General features: G+C 73.2%; 1 protein-coding gene. It reads left to right on the top strand.

The window, feature by feature from the left end; genetic code table 11:
• The first annotated feature begins 12 nt into the window (after positions 1 to 12).
• Positions 13 to 22,320, top strand: coding sequence for an SDR family NAD(P)-dependent oxidoreductase (locus BG418_RS05680; protein ID WP_398997682.1), 22,308 nt, complete (start codon positions 13 to 15; stop codon positions 22,318 to 22,320).

Here is a 22,320-nt window from a genome sequence, read left to right as displayed (position 1 = left end):
TACCTGAAGCGGGTGACGGCCGATCTGCACCAGACCCGTCAGCGGCTGCGCGAGGTCGAGGCCCAGGAGCCGGAGCCGATCGCGATCACGGGCATGAGCTGCCGGTTCCCCGGCGGCATCGAGACGCCCGAGGCCCTGTGGGACCTGGTGGCGCAGGGCCGGGACGCGATCACGGACTTCCCGACCGACCGTGGCTGGGACATCGAGTCGCTGTACGACGCCGATCCCGACCAGCAGGGCACCTCGTACACCCGCGAGGGCGGATTCCTCGACGGCGCCGGGGAGTTCGACGCCGCGTTCTTCGGCATCAGCCCGCGCGAAACCCTCGGCATGGATCCGCAGCAGCGCCTGCTGCTCGAAACGTCCTGGGAGACCTTCGAAAGGGCCGGCATAGACCCGGCCACCCTGCGCGGCTCCAAGGCCGGTGTGTTCATCGGCACCAACGGCCAGGACTACCCGGAACTGCTGCGCGAGGTGCCCAAGGGCGTCGAGGGGTATCTCCTCACCGGAAACGCGGCCAGCGTCGTCTCCGGCCGCATCTCCTACACCTTCGGCCTGGAGGGGCCGGCGGTCACCGTCGACACCGCCTGCTCCTCCTCGCTGGTCGCCCTGCACCTCGCGGTGCAGGCGCTGCGCAACGGCGAGTGCACGATGGCGCTCGCGGGCGGTGTCACCGTCATGTCGAGCCCGCGCGCCTTCGTCCAGTTCAGCCGGCAGCGGGGCCTGGCCCCCGACGGCCGCTGCAAGCCGTTCGCCGACGGCGCGGACGGTACGGGCTGGGGCGAGGGCGTCGGCATGCTGCTCGTGGAGCGGCTCTCCGACGCCCGTAAGAACGGTCACCCCGTCCTCGCGATCGTGCGCGGCTCGGCCATCAACCAGGACGGCGCCAGCAACGGGCTCACCGCCCCCAACGGCCCCTCCCAGCAGCGCGTCATCCGCCAGGCCCTCACCAACGCCGGGCTCACCCCGGCGCAGGTCGACGTCGTCGAGGCGCACGGCACCGGCACCACCCTCGGCGACCCGATCGAGGCGCAGGCCCTGATCGCCACGTACGGCCAGAACCGGCCCGAGGGCCGCCCGCTGTGGCTCGGCTCCATCAAGTCCAACATCGGCCACACGCAGGCCGCGGCCGGTGTCGCGGGCATCATCAAGATGGTCCACGCGATCCACCACGGCGTCCTGCCCGAGTCGCTCCACATCGACGAGCCGTCGGCCAACGTCGACTGGACGGCCGGTGACGTCAAGCTGCTCAGCCAGGCCGTGCCGTGGCCCGAGACCGGCCAGCCGCGCCGTGCGGGCATCTCCTCCTTCGGCGTCAGCGGCACCAACGCCCACACCGTCATCGAGCAGGCCCCGCCCGCCGACGACCCCCAGGCTCCCGCGGCCGGCGCCACCGGGCCCGCCGCCGAGGCCGCCCAGGGCGCCACCGGACCCGTCCCGCTGCTGGTGTCCGGCCGGGACGAGCCCGCCCTGCACGCCCAGGCCGAGCGGCTCGCCGCCCACCTGCGCGAGCATCCCGAACTCGCCGCGGACGCCGCGGGCCTGACCGACCTCGGCTTCTCGCTGGCCACCAGCCGTTCCTCGCTCGACCGCAGGGCCGTGCTGTTCAGCGCCGACCGTGAGGGCCTGCTCGCCGACCTCGCCGCGCTCGCCCGCGACGAGCAGCCCGCCGGCCTCGTCCTGGGCGCACCGGGCGAGGGCAAGACCGCCTTCCTCTTCGCCGGGCAGGGCAGCCAGCGCGCGGGCATGGGCCGCGAGCTGTACGCCACCCACCCCGGCTTCGCCCGCGCCCTCGACGAGGTCCGCGCCGAGCTGGACCAGTACCTCGAACGCCCCCTGCTGGACGTGCTGTTCGCCGCCGAGGGCACCCCCGAGGCCGCCCTCCTCGACGAGACCGCCTACACCCAGACCGCTCTGTTCGCCGTCGAGGTCGCCCTCTACCGGCAGCTCGAACAGTGGGGTGTCACCCCCGACTTCCTCATCGGCCACTCCATCGGCGAGCTCGCCGCCGCCCACATCTCCGGCGTGCTCACCCTCGCCGACGCGGCCAAGCTGGTCGCCGCCCGCGGCCGGCTCATGCAGGCGCTGCCCGCCGGCGGCGCGATGATCGCCGTCGAGGCCGCCGAGGAGGAGGTGCTGCCGCTGCTCACCGACCGGGTGGGCATCGCCGCCGTCAACGGCCCCACCGCCGTCGTCGTCTCCGGCGACGAGGACGCCGCCACGGCCCTCGCCGAGACCCTGCGCGCCCGGGGCCGGCGCACCAAGCGGCTCACCGTCAGCCACGCCTTCCACTCCCCGCTGATGGACGGCATGCTCGACGACTTCCGCGAGGTCGCCGAGTCCGTCGCGTACGCCGCGCCCGTCATCCCGATCGTCTCCGACCTCACCGGTGCCTCCGTCACCGCCGAGGAGATCTGCACCGCCGACTACTGGGTCCGGCACGTCCGCGAGGCCGTCCGCTTCCTCGACGGGATGCGCACACTCGCCGCGCAGGGTGTCACCACCTTCGTCGAGATCGGCCCCGGGGGAGTGCTCACCGCGCTCGCGCAGGAGTGCGTCACCGCCGAGGACGCCGTCTTCGTACCCGTGCTGCGCGCCGACCGCCCCGAGGCGTCCGCGTTCGCCACGGCCGTGGCCCAGGCCCATGTCAGCGGGGTCGCCGTCGACTGGAACGCCGTATTCACCGGACGCGGCGCCACCCGCGTGGAGCTGCCCACCTACGCCTTCCAGCGCGAGCTGTACTGGCCCGAGCAGCCCACCGCCTGGGCCGGCGACGTCACCGCCGCCGGCATCGGCTCCGCCGACCACCCGCTGCTGGGCGCGGCCATCACGCTGGCCGACGGCGACGGCCACCTCTTCACCGGCCGGCTCTCGCTGGCCACGCACCCCTGGCTCGCCGACCACACGGTGATGGACACCGTGCTGCTGCCCGGCACCGCCTTCGTCGAACTCGCCCTCCAGGCCGGCGACCACACCGGCTGCGACCTGCTGGACGAACTCACCCTCGAAGCGCCGCTGGTACTGCCCCCGCACGGCGGAGTGCAGATCCAGCTGGCCGTCGGCGCCCCCGACACCCACGGCCGCCGCTCGCTGACCCTGCACTCCCGGCCCGAGGACGCCGCCGACGACACCTGGGGCGAGGGCGCCTGGACCCGGCACGCCACCGGCTTCCTGGCCACCTCCGCCCCCGGCGCGGACAAGCCCCTCGCCGACCTCACCAGCTGGCCGCCGAAGGACGCCACCGAGGTGGACGTCGAGGGCCTGTACGACTACCTCACCGAGTCCGGCTTCGCGTACGGACCGGTCTTCCAGGGCCTGCGGGGCGCCTGGCAGCGCGGCGAGGAGGTCTTCGCCGAGGTGCGGCTTCCCCAGCAGGCGCACGCCGAGGCCGCCCTGTTCGGCCTGCACCCCGCGCTCCTGGACGCGGCCCTGCACGCCGTCGGCATCGGCTCCCTCCTGGAGGAGACCGAGCACGGCAGACTGCCGTTCTCCTGGAGCGGTGTGGCCCTGAAGGCCGTCGGAGCCCGCGCCCTGCGGGTCCGGCTCGCTCCCGCGGGCCACGACACCGTGTCGGTGACCCTCGCCGACGAGACGGGCGTGCCCGTCGCCTCCGTCGACGCCCTGCTGCTGCGGCCTGTCTCCCCGGACCAGGTGCACGCCGCGCGCACCGCGTTCCACGACTCGCTCTTCCGCGTCGAGTGGACCGCCGTGCCCACCCCTGCCACCACCACCGTCGCCGCGGGCCAGTGGGGGCTGCTGGGTGACGCCGGGGCGGAGTTCTCCGCCGCGCTGCCCACCGCCGCCGCCCACACCGGCCTTGCGGCCCTCGGTACGGCTCTTGAGGCCGGGGCACCGCTCCCGCAGGCCGTGGTCGTACCCGTCGGCGCCCCGGGCGAGTCCTCGGCCGTCCCGGTCGACGGCGCCCTGCCCGGCTCCGTGCGCGACGCGCTGCACCACGCCCTCGGGCTCGCCCAGGAGTGGCTCGCCGACGACCGCTTCGCCGGCTCACGGCTGGTCCTCGTCACCCGCGGCGCCGTCGCCACCACCGCGGACGCCGACGTCGACGACCTGACCCACGCCCCGCTGTGGGGCCTGCTGCGCTCCGCGCAGTCCGAGCACCCCGACCGCTTCGTCCTGCTCGACCTGGACGGACGCGAGGAGTCCTGGCGTGCCCTGCCCGCCGCGCTCGCCACCGGTGAGCCGCAACTGGCCCTGCGCGAGGGCAAGGTCGTCGTGCCCCGGCTCGCCCGCGTCGCCGCCGCCCCCGGCCAGGAGGCACCCGCTCTCGACCCGGACGGCACCGCGCTGGTCACCGGCGCCACCGGCACCCTCGGCGCTCTGGTCGCCCGGCACCTGGTCACCGCGCACGGCGTACGCCGCCTGCTGCTGACCAGCCGCCGCGGCGAGGCCGCCGCGGGCGCCGCCGAACTCCTCGCCGAACTGCGCGAGTTGGGCGCCGAGGCGACCCTGGCCGCCTGCGACGTGGCGGACCGCGACGCGCTCGCCGCGCTCCTGGCGGCCGTGCCGGCCGCGCATCCGCTGACCGCTGTCGTGCACACCGCCGGCGTGCTTGACGACGGCATCCTCGAAGCGCTCACGCCCGAGCGGATCGACCACGTACTGCCCGCCAAGGTCGACGCCGCCGTGCACCTGCACGAGCTGACCCAGGATCTGGACCTGGCCGCCTTCGTCCTGTTCTCCGCCGCCGCAGGCACCCTCGGCGGCCCCGGACAGGCCAACTACGCCGCCGCCAACACCTTCCTCGACGCGCTCGCCCAGCGCCGCCGTGCCGCGGGACTGCCCGCCACCGCGCTCGCCTGGGGCCTGTGGGCCGAGCGCAGCGGCATGACCGGCGAGCTCGCCGACGCCGACCTGGAACGGATCTCGCGCGCCGGCGTCGCCGCGCTCTCCTCCGCGGAGGGACTGGCGCTGCTGGACACCGCCCGCGCCGTCGGCGATCCCACCGCCGTCCCCATGCACCTGGACCTGGCGGCCCTGCGGCACGCCGACGCGAGCATGGTCCCCGCCCTGCTGCGCGGCCTGGTCCGCGCCCCGGCCCGCCGGGCCGCCGAGGCCCCGGACGCCGTCCCGGCCGGCGGCTTCGCCGAGCGGCTGCTGCCGCTGACCGCCGTCGAACGCGACCGGCTGCTCCTGAACACCGTCCGCGTCCAGGTCGCCGCCGTCCTCGGCTACCCCGGCCCCGAGGCCGTCGACCCGACCCGCGCCTTCAAGGAGCTGGGCTTCGACTCGCTGACCGCCGTCGAGCTGCGCAACCGCCTCGGCTCCGCCACCGGCGTCCGGCTGCCCGCCACCCTCGTCTTCGACTACCCGACCCCGAACGCGCTGACCGCGTTCCTGCGCACCGAACTCCTCGGCGACGCGCCCGAGCCCGCCCCGGCGGCGGTCGCGGCCGCGCTCGACGACGACCCCATCGCCATCGTCGGCATGAGCTGCCGCTACCCCGGCGGCGTGACCACCCCCGAGGAGCTGTGGCAGCTCGTCACGGGGTCCGTCGACGCGATCTCGCCGTTCCCCACCGACCGTGGCTGGAACCTCGAAGCGCTGTACGACACCGATCCCGGCCGGGCCGGGACCTCGTACACCCGCGAGGGCGGCTTCCTGCACGACGCCGCCGACTTCGACCCGGACGTCTTCGGCATCAACCCGCGCGAGGCCCTTGCCATGGACCCGCACCAGCGGCTCCTGCTGGAGACCTCGTGGGAGGCGTTCGAGCGGGCCGGTATCGACCCGGCCTCGGTACGCGGCAGCCGGACCGGCGTGTTCGCCGGTGTCATGTACCACGACTACCTCACCCGGCTCCCGGCCGTGCCCGAGGGCCTGGAGGGCTACCTCGGCACCGGTACGGCGGGCAGCGTCGCCTCCGGCCGTATCTCCTACACCTTCGGTCTGGAGGGTCCGGCGGTCACGGTCGACACGGCGTGCTCGTCGTCGCTGGTGGCCCTGCACCTCGCCGCGCAGGCACTGCGCAGCGGCGAGTGCGACATGGCCCTGGCCGGCGGTGTCACCGTGATGTCCACCCCCGACACCTTCATCGACTTCAGCCGTCAGCGCGGCCTGGCCACCAACGGCCGCTGCAAGTCCTTCTCCGCCGACGCCGACGGCACCGGCTGGGCCGAAGGCGCGGGCATGATCCTCGTCGAGCGGCTTTCCGACGCCCGTCGCAACGGTCACCAGGTTCTCGCGGTCGTACGTGGTACGGCGGTCAACCAGGACGGTGCGAGCAACGGCCTCACCGCTCCCAACGGTCCGTCGCAGCAGCGCGTCATCCGTCAGGCGCTGTCCAACGCGGGGCTGACCACGGCCGATGTCGACGCCGTCGAGGCGCACGGCACCGGCACCACGCTCGGTGACCCGATCGAGGCGCAGGCTCTCCTCGCCACCTACGGCCAGGGCCGGCCCGACGACACTCCGCTGCGGCTGGGCTCCATCAAGTCGAACATCGGCCACACCCAGGCCGCCGCGGGCGCCGCGGGCATCATCAAGATGGTCCTCGCGATGCGGCACGGGGTGCTCCCGCAGACCCTGCACGTCGACGAGCCCTCGCCGCACATCGACTGGGCGGCCGGCGCGGTCTCCCTGCTGACCGAGACCGCCCAGTGGCCCGAGACGGGCCGCCCCCGCCGCGCGGGCATCTCCTCGTTCGGCGTCAGCGGCACCAACGCACACGTCATCATCGAGCAGCCGCCCGCCGACGAGCCCGCCACCACCGGCGGCGACAGCGCACCGACCCTCCCGGCGGGCACCCCCCTGCCGTTCGCGCTCTCCGGCCGGACCCCCGCCGCGCTCCGCGCCCAGGCACTCCGGCTCATCGACCACCTCGCCGAACGGCCCGACGCGGCCCCCGCCGACCTGGCGCTCTCCCTCGCCACCACACGTACCGCCCTGGACCGGCGGGCCGTCGTCGTCGCAGCCGACCGCGAGGGCCTCCTCGCCGGGCTCACCGACCTCGCCGAGGACCGCGACAGCGCCCGGCTCGTCCGGCACGCCGCCGTCGGCGGCCGTACGGCCGTCCTGTTCACCGGACAGGGCAGCCAGCGCGTCGGCATGGGCCGCGAGCTGTACGCCACCTACCCCGCCTTCGCCCAGGCGCTCGACGAGGTCTGCGCCGCACTGGACCCGCACCTCGAACAGCCGCTGAAGGACGTCCTGTTCGCGGACTCCGGCGACCTGCTGGACCGGACCGGATACACCCAGCCCGCCCTGTTCGCGCTGGAGACCGCCCTCTACCGGCTCGTCGCCTCGTGGGGCGTGCGGCCCGACTACGTCGCCGGTCACTCCATCGGCGAGATCACGGCCGCGCATGTCGCCGGCGTGCTCACCCTGCCGGACGCGGCCAGGCTCATCGCCGCCCGCGGCCGTCTCATGGAGGCGCTGCCCACCGACGGCGCCATGGTCGCCCTGACGGCCACCGAGGAGGAGGTGCTGCCGCTGCTCACCGACCGGGTGGGCATCGCCGCCGTCAACGGCCCCGACGCAGTCGTCGTCTCCGGCGAGGAGTCCCTCGTCCTGGAGATCGCCGCCGAGTTCGAGCGGCGCGGCCGGCGCACCAAGCGGCTCAAGGTCAGCCACGCCTTCCACTCCCCGCTGATGGACGGCATGCTCGACGACTTCCGCGAGGTCGCCGCCGACCTGACGTACCACGCGGCCACCATCCCGGTCGTCACCCACCTCACCGGACGGATCGCGGGCGACGAACTGCGCACCGCCGACCACTGGGTGGCCCACGTCCGTGAGGCGGTCCGCTTCCTCGACGGCATCCGTACCCTGGACGCCGAACACGTCACCACCTACCTCGAACTCGGCCCCCAGGGCGTGCTGTCCGGCCTCGGCCGCGACTGCCTCGCCGACGCCGCCGAAGCGGCCGTGTTCCTGCCGGCCCTGCGCCGCGGCCGGGGCGAGGCCGAGGCCCTGGTCGCCGCGATCGGCGCCGCCCACACCCGTGGCGTGGCACTGGAGTGGACCGCCTGCCTCGCCGGCACCGGTGCCCGTATCGTCGAACTGCCCACCTACGCCTTCCAGCGCGAGCGGTTCTGGATCGAGGCCCCCGCCGGTTACGTCGGTGACGTGGAGTCGGCGGGTCTGGGCGCCGCCCACCACCCGCTGCTCGGCGCCGCCGTCGCCCTCGCCGACGGCGACGGGTTCCTCTTCACCGGCAGGCTCTCCCTCGACACCCACCCCTGGCTCGCCGACCACGCCGTCATGGGCAACGTCCTGCTGCCGGGCACGGCCTTCGTCGAACTGGCGATCCGCGCGGGCGACCAGGTCGGCTGCGACCTCCTTGAGGAACTCACCCTCGAAGCACCGCTGATCCTCGCCCCGCACGCGGCCGTCCGCCTGCAGATCGTGGTGGGCGCCCCCGACGCGACGGGCCGTCGCAACGTGGAGGTGTACTCCAGCGACCCGGACGCCACCGCCGACGAGCCGTGGACCCGGCACGCCGGCGGCGTCCTCGCCGCCGGAGCCCCGGCCCCGGCCTTCGACCTCTCCGCCTGGCCCCCGCCCGGCGCCGAAGCCGTCGGCGTCGACGGCCTCTACGAGCACCTCGGCCTGGGAGGCTTCTCCTACGGGCCGATCTTCCAGGGGCTGCGCGCCGCCTGGCTGCACGGCGACGACGTCTACGCCGAGGTCGCGCTGCCCGACGACCGGCAGTCCGAGGCCGCCCTGTTCGGCCTGCACCCGGCGCTCCTCGACGCCGCCCTGCACGCCACGTTCGTCCAGCCGTCCCCGGACGGCGACCAGCAGGGCCGGCTGCCCTTCTCCTGGCGCGGTGTGTCCCTGCACGCCGTCGGCGCGGGCGCGCTGCGCGTCCGCCTCACCCGGGACGGCGAGGACTCCCTCTCCCTCCAGCTCGCCGACGCCGCCGGCGTGCCCGTCGCCGCCGTCGACCACCTGACGGTGCGGCCCGTCTCCGCCGATCAGCTCGGCAGCGCGCGTTCCGCCCACCACGAGTCGCTGTTCCGCGTCGACTGGGCCACCCTGCCGGTGCCCGCCAACAGCATCGCCGCCACCGACCAGTGGGCTGTCGTCGCCGCGCAGGACACCGCCCTGCCCGGCGCGGCCTTCGACGGCCTCGCCGCCCTGCGCGCGGCCCTCGACACGGGTGCCCCGGCACCGGCGTACGTACTCGTCGAGCACACCCCGGGCACGGCCACCGGAGCCGACGACCTCGCCGGCTCCGTGCACACCGCGACCCACGAAGCGCTCTCCCTGGTCAAGACCTGGCTCGCCGACGACCGGTTCGCCGCCTCCCGCCTCGTGTTCGTCACCCGGGGCGCGGTCGCCGCACAGGCCGACTGGGACCTGGCCGACCTCACCCACGCGCCGGTATGGGGCCTGGTACGCACCGCACAGGCGGAGAACCCCGACCGGTTCGTCCTCGCCGACCTCGACGCCGACGCGGCCTCGGCGGACGTCCTCGCCGCGGCCCTGGCCACCGGCGAGCCGCAGTTCGCCGTCCGCCGCGGCACCGTCCTGGCGCCCCGGCTGGCCCGGGTCCCCGCCGCCACCCCGCTGACCCCGCCCCCGGGCGAGTCCGCCTGGCGCATGGACATCCAGGACAAGGGCACCCTCGACAACCTCACCCTCGTCCCCAGCCCGGAGTCCGAGGCACCCCTGGAGCCCGGCCAGGTCCGTGTCGCGGTCCGCGCCGCGGGTCTGAACTTCCGCGACGTCCTCAACGCCCTCGGCATGTACCCCGGCGACCCGGGTCTGATGGGCAGCGAAGGCGCCGGTCTCGTCCTGGAGACCGGTCCCGGCGTCACCGACCTCGCGGTCGGCGACCGCGTCATGGGCATGCTGCCCGGCGCGTTCGGGCCGCTCACCGTCGTCGACCGCCGCATGATCGCGCCGATGCCCGACGGCTGGACCTTCGCCGAGGCCGCGTCCGTACCGATCGTCTTCATGACGGCGTACTACGCGCTGCACGACCTCGCCGGACTGCGGGACGGCGAGTCGGTTCTGGTGCACGCCGCCGCCGGCGGCGTCGGCATGGCCGCCGTCCAGCTCGCCCGCCACTGGGGTGCCGACGTCTACGCGACGGCCAGCCCCGGCAAGTGGGACACCCTGCGCGGACTCGGTCTGACCGACGACCGCATCGCCTCCTCGCGGACCCTGGACTTCGAGGACACCTTCCGCACCGCCACCGAAGGACGCGGCGTCGACGTCGTCCTCGACTCCCTCGCCCGCGAGTTCGTGGACGCCTCCCTGCGGCTGCTGCCGCGCGGCGGACGGTTCGTCGAGATGGGCAAGACCGACGTCCGCACCCCCGAGGACGTCGCCGCCGCCCACCCGGGCGTCGCCTACCAGGCGTTCGACCTGACCGAGGCCGGCCTGGACCGCATCCAGGAGATGCTCACCGAGCTGCTCGCCCTCTTCCGGGCGGGTGCGCTGCACCCCGTCCCGGTCTCCGCCTGGGACCTGCGGCGGGCGCCCGAGGCGTTCCGCTACCTCAGCCAGGCCCGCCACGTCGGCAAGATCGTGCTCACCCTGCCCGCCGGCTGGAACCCCGACGGCACCGTCCTGATCACCGGCGGAACCGGCACCCTCGGCGCTCTCGTCGCCCGGCACGCGGTCACCGTCCGCGGTGCCCGCCGCCTGCTGCTGACCAGCCGCCGCGGCGAAGCCGCCGCGGGCGCCGTCGAACTCGCCGCCGAACTGCGCGAGTTGGGCGCCGACGTCACCGTCGCCGCCTGCGACGCCGCCGACCGCACCGCGCTCGCCGAGCTCCTGGCGGCCGTACCGGCCGCACACCCCCTGACGGCGGTCGTGCACACGGCCGGTGTCCTCGACGACGGCGTCATCGACGCCCTCACGCCCGAGCGGCTCGACAAGGTCCTGCGTCCCAAGGTCGACGCGGCCCTCAACCTCCATGAGCTGACCCGCGCGCTGGACCTGGCCGACTTCGTCCTGTTCTCCTCCGCCGCCGGCACCTTCGGCGGCGCCGGACAGGCCAACTACGCGGCCGCGAACGTCTTCCTGGACGCCCTCGCCCGCCACCGGCAGGCCCACGGCCTCGCCGCCACCTCCCTGGCCTGGGGACTCTGGGCCGAGGCCAGCGGCATGACCGGCGAACTGGACGCCGCCGACAAGGACCGGATGACCCGCTCCGGCGTCCTCGGTCTCTCCTCCGAAGAGGCCCTGGCGCTGCTGGACACCGCCCACGACACCGGCGACGCCCTCCTCGTCCCCATGCAGCTCGACCTCGCGCCGTTGCGCCAGGCCGACGCGAGCATGGTCCCCGCCCTGCTGCGCGGCCTGGTCCGCGCCCCCGCCCGCCGGACCGTCGAGGCCACCGCCGCGGGCAGCGGGACCCCGCTGGTGGAGCAGCTCGTACGGCTCCCCGAGAACGAGCGCGACCCGCTCCTGCTCGACCTCGTCCGCGACCAGGTCGCCGCCGTCCTCGGCCACGCCTCGTCCGAAGCCGTGGAACCCACCCGCGCCTTCAAGGACATCGGCTTCGACTCGCTGACCGCCGTGGAGTTCCGCAACCGGCTCGGCGCGACCGCCGGCATCCGGCTGCCCGCCACACTGGTCTTCGACTACCCGACGCCCCTGATCCTGGCCGGCTACCTCAAGGACGAACTCCTCGGCTCCGAGGCCGCCGCCGCGGTGCCGCGCCACACGACGGCCACGGCCGAGGCCGACGACCCCATCGCGATCGTCGCCATGAGCTGCCGCTTCCCCGGCGACGTCCGTACCCCCGAGGACCTGTGGCAGCTGCTCGCCGAAGGCCGGGACGGCATCGCCCACCTGCCCGAGGACCGAGGCTGGGACACCGAGGCGCTGTACGACCCCGACCCCGAGAGCGCCGGTACCTCCTACGCACGCGAAGGCGGCTTCTTCTACGACGCCCACCGCTTCGACCCCGCGTTCTTCAACATCAACCCGCGCGAGGCCCTGGCGATGGACCCGCAGCAGCGGCTCCTCCTGGAGACCTCGTGGGAGGCGTTCGAGCGCGCCGGGATCGACCCGACGGGCCTGCGCGGCAAGCAGGTCGGCGTGTTCGTCGGCCAGATGCACAACGACTACGTGTCCCGCCTGAACGCCGTCCCCGAGGGCGTCGAGGGCTACCTCGGCACCGGCGGCTCCAGCAGCATCGCCTCCGGCCGCGTCTCGTACACCTTCGGTCTGGAGGGTCCTGCGGTCACGGTCGACACGGCGTGCTCGTCGTCGCTGGTGGCCCTGCACCTCGCCGCGCAGGCGCTGCGCAACGGCGAGTGCTCGCTCGCCCTGGCGGGCGGTGTCACCATCATCACCACCCCCGACGTCTTCACCGAGTTCAGCCGTCAGCGCGGCCTGGCCGCGGACGGCCGCTGCAAGCCCTTCGCCGCCGCCGCCGACGGCACGGCCTGGGGCGAGGGCGTCGGCATGCTGCTCGTCGAGCGGCTTTCCGACGCCCGTCGCAACGGTCACCAGGTTCTCGCGGTCGTACGTGGTACGGCTGTCAACCAGGACGGTGCGAGCAACGGCCTCACCGCTCCCAATGGTCCGTCGCAGCAGCGGGTGATCCGTCAGGCGCTGTCCAATGCGGGGCTGACCACGGCCGATGTCGACGCCGTCGAGGCGCACGGCACCGGCACGACCCTCGGTGACCCGATCGAGGCGCAGGCCCTCCTCGCCACCTACGGCCAGGACCGGTCCGACGACACTCCGCTGTGGCTGGGCTCCATCAAGTCCAACTTCGGTCACACGCAGGCCGCAGCAGGTGTCGCGGGCATCATCAAGATGGTCCTCGCGATGCGGCACGGGGTGCTCCCGCAGACCCTGCACGTGGATGCGCCGTCGCCGCACGTGGACTGGGCGGCCGGTGCCGTCTCGCTGCTCACCGAGCAGATCGCCTGGCCGGAGACGGGGCGTCCGCGCCGCGCCGGTGTCTCCTCGTTCGGCATGAGCGGCACCAACGCGCACGCCATCATCGAGCAGGCCCCGGACACCGCCGCGCCCGCCGCCGAGCGCCCGTCGGCGCCCACCGCCCCGGCGGCCCTTCCCTGGAACCTCTCCGCCCGCACCCCGGACGCGCTGCGCGCACAGGGTGAGCAGTTGCTGTCCCACCTGGACGCGCACCCCGAGACGTCCCTCGCCGACATCGGCCACTCCCTGGTGACCGGCCGCGCCCTCTTCGACCAGCACGCCAGCATGGTGGCCTCCGACCGTGACGGCTTCCGCGCCGCACTGACGGCCCTCGCCGAGGGCCGCGGAGCCAACGGCCTGTCCGTGGGCTCCTCCTCGACGACGCAGAAGCTCGCCTTCCTGTTCACGGGTCAGGGGAGTCAGCGGCTGGGGATGGGGCGTGAGCTGTATGACGCGTATCCCGTGTTCGCGGAGGCGTTGGACGCGGTGTGTTCGCGTCTGGAACTTCCGTTGAAGGATGTGCTGTTCGGTTCGGACGCTGAGGCGTTGGATCGTACGGAGTTCACTCAGCCTGCGTTGTTTGCGGTTGAGGTGGCGTTGTTCCGGCTGGTGGAGTCGTGGGGTGTGAAGCCGGACTTCCTGGCGGGTCACTCCATTGGTGAGATCGCTGCTGCGCATGTGGCCGGTGTGTTCTCGCTGGAGGACGCGTGCGCGCTGGTTTCGGCGCGTGGTCGTCTGATGCAGGCGCTTCCCGCCGGTGGCGTGATGATTGCGGTGCAGGCGTCGGAGGACGAGGTGCTTCCGTACCTCACCGACCGGGTCAGCATCGCGGCCATCAATGGTCCGCGGTCTGTGGTCATCGCCGGTGATGAGGACGCCGTGCTTAAGGTCCTCGCGCAGTTCGAAGGCCGCAAGTCGAAGCGGCTGACGGTCAGTCACGCGTTCCACTCGCCGCACATGGACGGCATGTTGGACGCCTTCCGCGAGGTTGTCGCGGGGCTGTCGTACGAGTCGCCCCGCATCCCGGTCGTCTCCAACCTGACCGGCGCTCTGGTCTCCGACGAGATGGCGTCCCCCGACTTCTGGGTACGCCACGTCCGCGAGTCGGTTCGCTTCCTCGACGGCATCCGTGCTCTCGAAGCGGCCGGTGTCACCACCTACCTCGAACTGGGCCCCGACGGAGTCCTCTCCGCCATGGCGCAGGCGTGTGTGACCGGCGAAGGCGCCGCGTTCGTGCCCGTTCTGCGGGCCCGGCGCGATGAGGCCAAGACGTTGCTCTCGGCTCTTGGTGCGGCTCATGTGCGCGGTGTCACCGTGGACTGGGAGGCGTTCTACGCCGGTACCGGCGCCCAGCGTGTCGACCTGCCCACGTACGCCTTCCAGCGCAAGCGCTACTGGCTGGACGTGAGCCGTCCGCAGGGTGATGTCATGTCGGCTGGTATCGGTTCGACGGATCACCCGCTGCTCGGTGCGGCGGTCGAACTGCCCGACTCCGACGGCTTCCTGTTCACCGGGCGGCTCTCCCTCGCCACCCACCCCTGGCTCGCGGACCACGCGATCATGGGCTCCGTACTCCTGCCCGGTACGGCCTTCGTCGAACTGGCGATCCGCGCCGGTGACCAGGTCGGCTGCGACATGGTGGAGGAGCTGACGCTCGAAGCGCCGCTGGTGCTGCCCGAGCAGGGCGGCGTGCAGCTGCGGCTCTCCGTCGGTGCCGCCGACCCGGCGGGCCGGCGCACGCTGGCGCTGCACTCGCGGCCCGAGGACGCGGCCGGCGACACCCTGTGGACCAGGCACGCCGCCGGTGTCCTCGCGGCCGGTGGCGAGCGGACCCCGCAGGGTCTGACCGAATGGCCGCCGACCGGGGCGGAGTCCGTCCCCGTGGAGGGGCTGTACGAGGGCCTCGCGGCCTCCGGCTTCGGCTACGGCCCGGTCTTCCAGGGCCTGCGCGCGGCCTGGCGGCGCGACGGCGAGTACTTCGCCGAGGTACGGCTGCCGGAGTCGGCCGAGGCCGACGCGGGCGTCTTCGCGCTCCACCCGGCCCTGCTCGACGCGGCCCTGCACGCCCTCGGCCTGGGCGGCTCCGCCGACGAGAGCGGCGAGGGACGACTGCCCTTCTCCTGGTCCGGCGTGACCCTGCACGCCGTCGGCGCGTCCGCGCTGCGCGTGTGTCTCACCCCGGGCCGGGGCGGCGAGGTCGCCCTGACGATCGCCGACGCGGCCGGTGAGCCGGTCGCCTCGGTGGCCGGTCTGGCACTGCGGGCCGTCTCCCGCGAGCAGTTGAGCGCGGCCCCGGACGTCACCCGCGACGCGCTGTTCCGGGTGGACTGGCCGGTGCTGCCCTCGGGCGCCGCGACCGGCGCAGCCGACGACTGGCTGCTGCTCGGTGCCGGCTCGCAGGTGTTCGCGGACCTCGCGGCGCTGGGCGCGGCCGTCGCCGAAGGTGGCGCGGCCCCGAAGTCGCTCGTGGTGCCGTGGGACGAGCCGGTCACGCAGGACGTGCCCGGCGCGGTGCACGCACGTACCGCCGACGCTCTCGCTCTCGTACGGGAGTGGCTGGCGGACGAGCGGTTCACGGATTCCCGCCTGGTGTTCCTGACCCGGGGTGCGGTCGCGGTGGACGCCGATGAGGCGGTGCCCGGACTCGCGCAGGCCGCCGTCTGGGGTCTGCTGCGCTCCGCGCAGGCGGAGAACCCCGGCCGTCTCGCCCTGATCGACGCCGACGTCGAGCCGGACGCCCTGTCCGCGGAGTTGCTGTCGGCGGCTCTGGAGACCGGAGAGGCCCAGCTGGCGATACGCGGCGAAGCCTTCCGGGTGCCGAGGCTGGCTCGTGCCGTGGTCGGGGAGACCGCGGGTCGTGAGCTGGATGTCGATGGCACGGTGTTGGTGACGGGTGCGAGTGGTGCGTTGGGTGGTTTGTTTGCGCGTCATTTGGTGTCGGTGTGGGGTGTGCGTCATCTGTTGTTGGTGAGTCGTCGGGGTGCTGCGGCTGAGGGTGCTGCGGAGTTGTCGGCGGAGCTTGCTGGGTTGGGTGCTGGTGTGACGTGGGCGGCGTGTGATGTGGCCGACCGGGACGCGCTGGCCGCAGTCCTGGACTCCGTACCCGCCGCGCATCCGTTGACGGCGGTCGTGCACACGGCCGGTGTGCTGGACGACGGTGTGGTCGGGTCGTTGACGGCGGAGCGGGTGTCCGCGGTGTTGCGTCCGAAGGTGGATGCGGCGTGGAACCTGCATGAGTTGACGCGTGATCTGGATCTGTCGGCGTTTGTGTTGTTCTCTTCGGCTGCCGGTGTGTTCGGTGGTGCGGGGCAGGCCAACTACGCGGCGGCGAACGTCTTCCTGGACGCGCTGGCCCAGCACCGCAAGACACTCGGTCTCCCGGCGACCTCCCTGGCCTGGGGACTGTGGACCGGCGTCGTCGGTATGGGTGGCGGCCTGGCGGAGGCCGACCGCGAGCGCATCAACCGCGGCGGCATCACCGTGCTCACGCCCGAGACCGGCCTCGCCCTCTTCGACGCGGCCCGGCACACCACGGACGCCCTGCTCGTCCCCCTCCCGCTCGACCTGACCGCCCTGCGGGCCCAGGCCCACTCCGGGATGCTGCCCGACCTGCTGCGCGGCCTGGTCCGCGTGCCGGTGCGCCGGGCCGTCGGCGCGGGCACCGCGGCCGGCGCGACCGCGCTCCGCGAGCGCCTGGCGGCGCTGCCCGCCGCCGAGCGCGACGCGGCCCTCCTCGACCTCGTCCGGGCCGAGGTGGCCGCCGTACTCGGCCACGCCTCCACCGACGAGGTACCGGCCGACCGGGCGTTCAAGGAGCTCGGCTTCGACTCGCTGACCTCCGTCGAGCTCCGCAACCGCCTCGGTGCCGCGACCGGCGTGCGCCTCTCGGCCACGCTCGTCTTCGACTACCCGACGCCGGGCGCGCTCGCGGACTTCCTGCGGACCGAGGCGCTGGGCCTGGACGAACCGGCGGACACGGCCCCGGCCGTGCCCGTGCGGTCCGGCACGGTCCTCGACGACGAGCCGATCGCGATCGTCGGCATGGCATGCCGCTACCCGGGCGGTGTGGAGACCCCCGAGGACCTGTGGCGTCTGGTGGTGGGCGGCGTCGACGCCATCTCGGAGTTCCCGCAGGGCCGTGGCTGGGACCTGGAGTCCCTGTACGACCCGGACCCGGACGGCAAGGGCACCAGCTACACCCGCTCCGGCGGCTTCCTGCACGACGCGGGCCGCTTCGATCCGGCGTTCTTCGGGATCTCGCCGCGCGAGGCCGTCGCGATGGACCCGCAGCAGCGGCTGCTCCTGGAGACCTCGTGGGAGGCGTTCGAGCGGGCGGGCATCGACCCGGCCGCCGTGCGCGGCAGCCGTACGGGCGTCTTCGCCGGCATCATGTACCACGACTACGCGACCCGGATCACCTCCGTCCCGGACGGGGTCGAGGGCTACCTCGGCACCGGAAACTCCGGCAGCATCGCCTCCGGCCGCGTCTCGTACGCCTTCGGGCTTGAGGGCCCGGCCGTCACCGTCGACACCGCCTGCTCCTCGTCCCTGGTCGCACTGCACTGGGCGATCCAGGCGCTGCGCAACGGCGAGTGCACGATGGCGCTGGCCGGTGGTGTCACGGTGATGTCGACGCCCGGTACCTTCACCGAGTTCAGCCGTCAGCGCGGACTGGCGGCCGACGGCCGCATCAAGTCCTTCGCCGCCGCAGCCGACGGCACCAGCTGGGCCGAGGGCGCGGGCATGCTGCTCGTCGAGCGACTGTCCGACGCGCGGGCGAAGGGCCACCCGGTCCTGGCGATCGTCCGGGGCTCGGCGGTCAACCAGGACGGTGCGAGCAACGGCCTCACGGCCCCGAACGGCCCGTCCCAGCAGCGCGTCATCCGCCAGGCCCTCGCCGGGGCCGGACTGACGAGCGATCAGATCGACGTGGTCGAGGCACACGGCACGGGCACGACCCTGGGCGACCCGATCGAGGCCCAGGCCCTCCTCGCCACCTACGGCAGGGAGCGCGAGGCCGACCAGCCGCTGTGGCTGGGCTCCATCAAGTCGAACATGGGCCACACCCAGGCCGCCGCCGGTGTCGCGGGCATCATCAAGATGATCATGGCGATCCGGCACGGTGTGCTGCCGAAGACCCTGCACGTCGACGAGCCGACTCCGCACGTGGAGTGGGAGGACGGTGCGGTCTCGCTGCTGACCGACTCCATGCCGTGGCCGGAGACGGGTCGTCCGCGTCGTGCGGGTGTGTCGTCGTTCGGTATCAGCGGTACCAACGCGCACACGATCATCGAGCAGGCTCCGGAGGAGTTTGTTTCTGTTGCGGGCGATGAGCCTGTTGGCTCTTGGCCGTTCGTGTTGTCGGCGAAGTCGGCGGATGCGTTGCGCGGGCAGGCGGCGCGGTTGCGGTCGCGTGTGGAGGGTGCTTCTGGGGTGCGTCCGGTGGATGTGGCGTTCTCGCTGGCTGCCAGGCGGGCTTCGTTCGATCACCGTGCGGTGGTCGTGGCGGGGGACCGGGAGGAACTGCTGCGTGGTCTGGCCGCGTTGGAGGCGGAGGGAACGGCCTCTGGTGTGGCGCGGGGTGTGGTGAGCGCTGGGAAGCTGGCGTTCCTGTTCACGGGTCAGGGGAGTCAGCGGCTCGGCATGGGCCGGGAGCTGTACGACGCCTACCCGGTGTTCGCGGAGGCGTTGGACGCGGTGTGTTCGCGTCTAGAACTGCCGCTGAAGGATGTGCTGTTCGGCGACGACAGTGATCTTCTCGACCGTACGGAGTTCACGCAGCCTGCGTTGTTCGCGGTTGAGGTGGCGTTGTTCCGTCTGGTGGAGTCGTGGGGTCTGAAGCCCGACTTCCTGGCGGGTCACTCCATTGGTGAGATTGCTGCTGCGCATGTGGCGGGTGTGTTCTCGCTCCAGGACGCCTGTGAACTGGTCGCAGCCCGTGGCCGGTTGATGCAGGCGCTGCCCGCTGGCGGTGTCATGATCGCCGTCCAGGCGTCAGAGGACGAGGTGCTGCCGTACCTCACCGACGGTGTGTCCATCGCGGCCATCAACGGCCCTCAGTCGGTGGTCATCGCGGGTGACGAGGACGCGGCGCAGGAGATCGTGGCGCACTTCGAAGGCCGCAAGTCGAAGCGGCTGACGGTCAGTCACGCGTTCCACTCGCCGCACATGGACGGCATGCTCGCCGACTTCCGCAAGGTTGCCGAGGGCCTGTCGTACGAGTCGCCGCGTATCCCGGTCGTCTCCAACCTGACCGGCGCTCTGGTCTCTGACGAGATGACCGACGCCGACTTCTGGGTGCGTCACGTCCGTGAGGCCGTACGGTTCCTCGACGGCATCCGTGCCCTCGAAGCCGCCGGTGTCACCACCTACCTCGAACTCGGCCCCGACGGAGTCCTCTCCGCCATGGCTCAGGAGTGCGTCACCGAGGACGCGGTCTTCGCGCCCGGGCTCCGCGCCGGGCGCCCCGAGGCCGAGACGGTCACCACGGCCCTCGCCCAGGCGCATGCCCACGGGGTGCGCGTGGACTGGGACGCGTTCTTCGCGGCCACCGGCGCCCGCCAGGTCGAGCTGCCCACGTACGCCTTCCAGCGCGACTGGTACTGGCTCGACAACGCCGCCACGCAGACGGGCCCCGGCGACGCGACCGGCTTCGGTCTCGGGGTGACGGATCACCCGCTGCTCGGTGCGGCGGTCGAACTGCCCGACTCCGACGGCTTCTTGTTCACCGGGCGGCTCTCCCTCGCCACCCACGCCTGGCTCGCGGACCACGCGGTCATGGGCTCCGTACTCCTGCCGGGCACGGCCTTCGTCGAACTCGCCGTCAGGGCGGGCGACCAGGTCGGCTGCGACGTGCTGGAGGAGTTGACGCTCGAAGCGCCGCTGGTGCTGCCCGAGCGCGGCGGCGTCCAACTGCGGCTCACCGTGGCCGGTGCCGACGAGTCCGGGCGGCGCGCCCTGTCGCTGTACTCCCGGAACGAGGACGCCACCGCCGACGAGCCGTGGACGCGGCACGCCGCCGGTGTCCTCGCCACCACCGGGGCCCCGGCCCCGGCTGCCGACCCGGCCGCCTGGCCCCCGGCCGGCGCCGAACCGGTCGACATCGACGGGCTGTACGAGGGCATGGCCGCGGCCGGGTTCGACTACGGACCGGTCTTCCAGGGCCTGCGGGCCGCCTGGCTGCACGGCGACGCCGTGTACGCCGAGGTCGGCCTCGACGAGGAGTTCCGGGAGTCGGCCGAGTGGTTCGGTCTGCACCCCGCACTCCTGGACGCGACGCTGCACGCGGCGGGTCTCGGCGACCTCGTCGAGAGCACCGGCCAGGGCAGGTTGCCGTTTGCCTGGGGTGGTGTGCGGTTGCATGCGGTGGGTGCGTCGGGGGTTCGGGTGCGGTTGGCTCGGGCTGGTCGGGATGCGGTGTCGTTGGAGCTGGCTGATGTGGCTGGTGTGCCGGTTGCTTCGGTTGATTCGCTTGTTCTGCGGTCGGTTTCGCCGGAGCAGATCGGTGCGGCGCGTGGTGGTCAGCAGGAGTCGCTGTTCCAGATCGACTGGACCGCGCTGCCGCTCAACCCGGTGTCCGTCACCGAGCAGCGCCCCTGGGCCCTGCTCACGGCGGCGGGCGACACCCACTCCGGCCTCGACTCCGTCGGGGTGCGCCACGAGGCGTACGACGGTCTCGCGGCGCTCGCCGACGCCGGTCCGGCCGTGCCGGAGCTGGTGTGCGTCCCGCTGTCCGACACGCTCGGGGACGACGTGCCGGGTGCGGTGCACACGGCGACCGGCCGGGCGCTGGAGCTCGTCCAGGAGTGGCTGGCGGACGACCGGTTCGCCGATTCCCGCCTGGTGTTCCTGACCCGGGGCGCGGTCTGTGCCGTACCGGGCGAGGATGTGACGGACCTGGCGCACGCCCCGGTGTGGGGTCTGGTCCGCTCCGCGCAGTCGGAGAACCCGGGGCGCTTCGCCCTCGCCGACGTCGACGGCACCGACGCCTCCTACCGCGCGCTGCCCGCCGCGCTCGCCTCGGGCGAGCCGGAGGTCGCGGTGCGGGGTGGTGCGGTACGGGTTCCCAAGCTGGCGCGCTCCAGCGACGCTGTCGGCAACATCCCGGAACTCGCCTCTGGTGGCACGGTGTTGGTGACGGGTGCGAGTGGTGCGTTGGGTGGTTTGTTTGCGCGTCATTTGGTGTCGGTGTGGGGTGTGCGTCATCTGTTGTTGGTGAGTCGTCGGGGTGCTGCGGCTGAGGGTGCTGCGGAGTTGTCGGCGGAGCTTGCTGGGTTGGGTGCTGGTGTGACGTGGGCGGCGTGTGATGTGGCCGACCGGGATGCGCTGGCTGTGGTCCTGGACTCCGTACCGCAGGACCGTCCGCTGACGGCTGTGGTGCATACGGCTGGTGTGCTGGATGACGGTGTGGTGGGGTCGTTGTCGGCTGAGCGGGTGTCGGCGGTGTTGCGTCCGAAGGTGGATGCGGCGTGGAACCTGCACGAGCTGACGCGTGATCTCGGCTTGTCGGCGTTTGTGTTGTTCTCTTCGGCTGCTGGTGTGTTCGGTGGTGCGGGGCAGGCCAACTATGCGGCGGCGAACGTGTTCCTGGACGCTTTGGCGCAGCACCGTAAGGCTCTGGGTCTTGCGGCGACTTCTTTGGCTTGGGGTTTGTGGGCTGAGGCGTCGGCGATGACGGGTGAGCTGGGTGAGGCCGATCGTGGTCGGATGGGCCGTGGTGGTGTGAGTGCGCTGTCGGCCGAGGAGGGTGTGGCGCTGTTTGATGCCGCGTCTGGTTCGGGTCGGGCGTTGTTCGTGCCGGTGCGGTTGGACTTGGTGGGGTTGCGGGCGCAGGCTGCTGCGGGTGGTGTGCTGCCGCCGCTGTTGAGCGGGTTGGTGAGGACCACCACCCGACGCACCGCCGGAACGGACGACAGCGGTACGGAAGGCGGCACCGCGCTGCGGGAGCGCCTGTCCGGCCTCTCGCCGGCCGCACGGGACGAGGCACTGCTGGAGCTGGTCAGCACACACGTGGCTGCCGTGCTCGGCTTCGCCGGGCCCGACGCGGTCGACCCGGCACGCTCGTTCAGCGAGGTCGGCTTCGACTCGCTGACGGCCGTCGAGCTGCGCAACCGGCTCGGCGGGGCGACGGGCGTACGACTGCCCGCCACCCTCGTCTTCGACTACCCCACGCCGAACGCGCTGGTGGAGTTCCTGCGCGACGAACTCTGGCAGGAAGGCGCCGCGGCGGTTCCCCCGCTGCTCGCCGAACTGGACCGGCTGGAGAGGACGCTCGTGGCGGCCGTGCCCGACGGCGACGGCCGTGACCGGATCACCGAACGGCTCCAGGCACTGCTGGCCGCCTGGAGCGAGGCCGGGGAAGCCGAGGACAACGACGTGGCCGAGGTCCTTGAGACGGCGACCGACGACGACCTCTTCGACTTCATCGGCAAGGAGTTCGGGATCTCCTGA

The sequence above is a fragment of the Streptomyces sp. CBMA152 genome (assembly GCF_014596475.1).
Lineage (GTDB): Bacteria > Actinomycetota > Actinomycetes > Streptomycetales > Streptomycetaceae > Streptomyces.
The sequence above is the reverse complement of the archived record's forward strand: the minus strand, read 5'-3'. Positions and strand labels throughout refer to the sequence as shown.